This window comes from Propionivibrio pelophilus DSM 12018, from assembly GCF_059569095.1.
This window is the reverse complement of record NZ_JCANUT010000118.1, coordinates 1-2,733: the sequence shown is the minus strand read 5'-3', so window position 1 is coordinate 2,733 and position 2,733 is coordinate 1. Positions and strand designations below refer to the sequence as shown.

The following is a 2,733-nucleotide window of genomic DNA, read 5'->3' as shown; positions in this document are numbered from 1 at the left end:
ACTTGAGCGTTCGCCTGAACGCATCAAGGCCTTCTTTCAGGACAAACAGGTTCGCTATGCCGCGTAAAAACTTATTCGGGCCTGATCAATAACCACGCCCTAGCGGGATAGCTGGCGCGATGCCAGGATTGCGTCCGCAATCTTTGAATGGCGGACGCAATAATGAGTGAAGCTGAGTTTTCGTTTTTGCCGCTGCAGGTGCTGCGTGTCGGTGCTGGCGGCAAGCGGACGTTCGAACCGGAGGGCAAGCGGCGGTTGATCGAAGCGTGCCGCCAACCGGACGTATCGCTGTCGGGCATGGCGCTCAAAGCAGGCATCAACGCCAACCAGTTGCGCAAGTGGATTCGGAGGAGTGAGCAGCGGAAGGCGGTGCGACGGACGTTGCCTGCCTTCGTTCCCGTGGTGGCGGTCGATGGCGCACCGCTGCCGCCCGCGACGGCAAGGCCGTCCATGCCACATGACGCCTTGTCGCGCGCCCCCATCAGCGTGCCTGACGCGCGCCTAACGGTCCGTTTGCCGAATGGCGTGACGGTCGAACTGGCCTGCGGCGGGCAGCATGCGCCGCTGCTCAGGACGATGCTCGAAGCACTGGGAGCCCCCGGATGTTCCGCTTCGACCCGGCGCTGAAAGTCTATCTGCACCGCGAGCTGGTGGATGGCCGCAAGGCCATCAACGGGCTGGCGCTGCTGGTTGAACAAGCGCTGGGGTTGGATCCTTTTTCGCCCGCCGTATTCGTCTTCAGCAACCGACGGCGCGACCGGATCAAGATCCTGCTGTGGGAACGGACAGGATTCTGGCTGATGATCAAGCGGCTGGAAGCCGACCGCTTCAAATGGCCCAAAGACGCCGAGGTTGTCACCCTCAGCGTGGAACAATTGAACTGGTTGCTGGCAGGAATCGACCTGGCCGCCATGCGCCCGCATCCGGAGCGGAAATATCTGCAGGCAGGGTGAACCGGGCATCATGCCCTTGGTCTAATCCCGGACATGGCGACAATCACCCTGACCTCCGAAGAATACGCGGCGCTTGTTGCTGACCGGGACGCACTGCGTGGCGAGTGCGATGGATTGCGCGGCGAGGTGCGCACGCTGAAGGTCGAAGTCAGCCTCCTCGAAGAACGTCTGAAGGCCCATCTACGCAAGTTGTTCGACGCCAAATCGGAAGCCCGTGGTAGCGAGCAGCAGGACATGTTCTTCAACGAAGTTGAAATGCTGGCCCCGGCCGGTACGCCGGTCGTGGAAGAGACGACGGTGGAAGTCGACGTCCCTGCCCATAAACGCAAGAAACGTGGCCGTAAGCCGCTCGATCCCAATCTGCCACGCGACATCGTCCGCCATGAATTGCCGGAATCGGAGCGCATTTGTGCCCACGACGGTGTCGCCTTGGTCGAGATCGGTGTCGAAATCAGCGAACAACTCGACATCATTCCCCAACAGGTCCGGGTCATCCAGCACCATCGGGTGAAATACGCCTGCCCATGCTGCGACCAAGGCATCAAGGTGACGCCGGCAGCGGCACGCATCATTCCCAAGGGATTGCTGACCGAATCGGCACTGGCCTGGGTGGTCACCTCAAAGTATATGGATGCCTTGCCGCTGTACCGGCAAGCGGCACTCCTCGGTCGCTTCGGCGGCGACATCTCGCGCAATACGCTGGCGGCGAGCCTCATCAAGGTCGGCGAAGCGGTGCAACCGGTCATCAACCTGCTGCGCGACCACCTGCTCGATGCCGATCTCGTCCACGCCGACGAGACGACGATCCAGGTGCTGAAGGAACCCGGCAAGAAGGCGCAGACAAAGAGTTACCTGTGGGCACAGGCCACCGGCAGCGGACCACCGATCCGGTTGTTCGGTTACGCCCGTGGACGAGGCGCGACCCATGCCGAAACCTTGTATGCCGGCATCAAACGCGGCGCGGCCTTGATGAGCGACGGGTACGAGGTCTATGGCGGCGTGGCCGAGGCCAATGGGCTGTCCCATCTCGGTTGCTGGGCGCATTGCCGGCGTTATTTCGTCGAGGCGGAAGCGGTGATTCCCAAGACGGCTCGCTCCCCGGAGCAGCCCGCGGCGCAGTTCATCGCGGCCATCGCCGAGTTGTATGCCGTCGAGGCCCGCGCACGGGATCTCACGCTTGAGCAACGGCATGCCCTGCGGCAGGAATACAGCCAGCCGATCCTGGTGAAGATCGAGGCGATGCTGCTCAAGCATCTGCATGCCGTCGTGCCGGGCAGTTTGCTCGGCAAGGCGCTGCACTATCTGTCGGCGCAGTGGCCGAAGTTGATCCGCTATGCCGATAACAGCCTCTGGCCGATCGACAACAACCTGTGCGAGAACGCCATTCGCCCATTTGTCATCGGCCGCCGCAACTGGCTGTTCGCTGATACGGTCGCCGGCGCACACGCCAGTGCGAATCTCTACTCGATCATCGAAACCTGCAAGGCCAACAGCATCGATCCTTACGCCTACCTCGTCAGCCTCTTCCGGAAACTCCCCGCCGCGCAAACCGTTGATGGCTTCGAGCGACTGCTGCCCTGGCGCCTGGCGAACGCAGACTGAACACCAATCACTCCGCCTCAATCGTCTGCGTCAATCCCGTCGTCAATAGAGCGCTTACCATTCTCCCCAGAACATAACCAGCGAGATCAGTTTAGGGAAAGGCCGAATAAGTACCAAGAACAGTGAACGATTCTTTTGTCATGGAGTCTGACTGTAGAAGCTGATCACTGGGACTGAA

General features: G+C 61.1%; 3 protein-coding genes. All 3 read left to right on the top strand.

Annotated elements, in window-relative coordinates:
• The first annotated feature begins 162 nt into the window (after positions 1 to 162).
• The 3 genes from tnpA to tnpC are packed head-to-tail and all read left to right on the top strand — an operon-like array spanning position 163 to position 2,555.
• Positions 163 to 627, top strand: coding sequence for an IS66-like element accessory protein TnpA (tnpA, locus tag BO74_RS20825; RefSeq protein ID WP_496445281.1), 465 nt, complete (start codon positions 163 to 165; stop codon positions 625 to 627).
• Positions 603 to 953 (top strand): IS66 family insertion sequence element accessory protein TnpB, encoded by a 351-nt coding sequence (tnpB, locus tag BO74_RS20820; protein ID WP_496445279.1) that lies wholly within the window; start codon positions 603 to 605, stop codon positions 951 to 953. Before tnpA ends, tnpB begins: the two co-directional genes overlap by 25 nt.
• Before the next feature lie 33 nt (positions 954 to 986).
• Positions 987 to 2,555, top strand: coding sequence for an IS66 family transposase (tnpC, locus tag BO74_RS20815; protein ID WP_496445277.1), 1,569 nt, complete (start codon positions 987 to 989; stop codon positions 2,553 to 2,555).
• The last annotated feature ends 178 nt before the right edge of the window (positions 2,556 to 2,733 follow it).

Bases quoted from the DNA above. Each gene is read 5' to 3' on its own strand.
- tnpB (WP_496445279.1), top strand. From the start codon at position 603: ATGTTCCGCTTCGACCCGGCGCTGAAAGTCTATCTGCACCGCGAGCTG.
- tnpA (WP_496445281.1), top strand. From the start codon at position 163: ATGAGTGAAGCTGAGTTTTCGTTTTTGCCGCTGCAGGTGCTGCGTGTC.
- tnpC (WP_496445277.1), top strand. From the start codon at position 987: ATGGCGACAATCACCCTGACCTCCGAAGAATACGCGGCGCTTGTTGCT.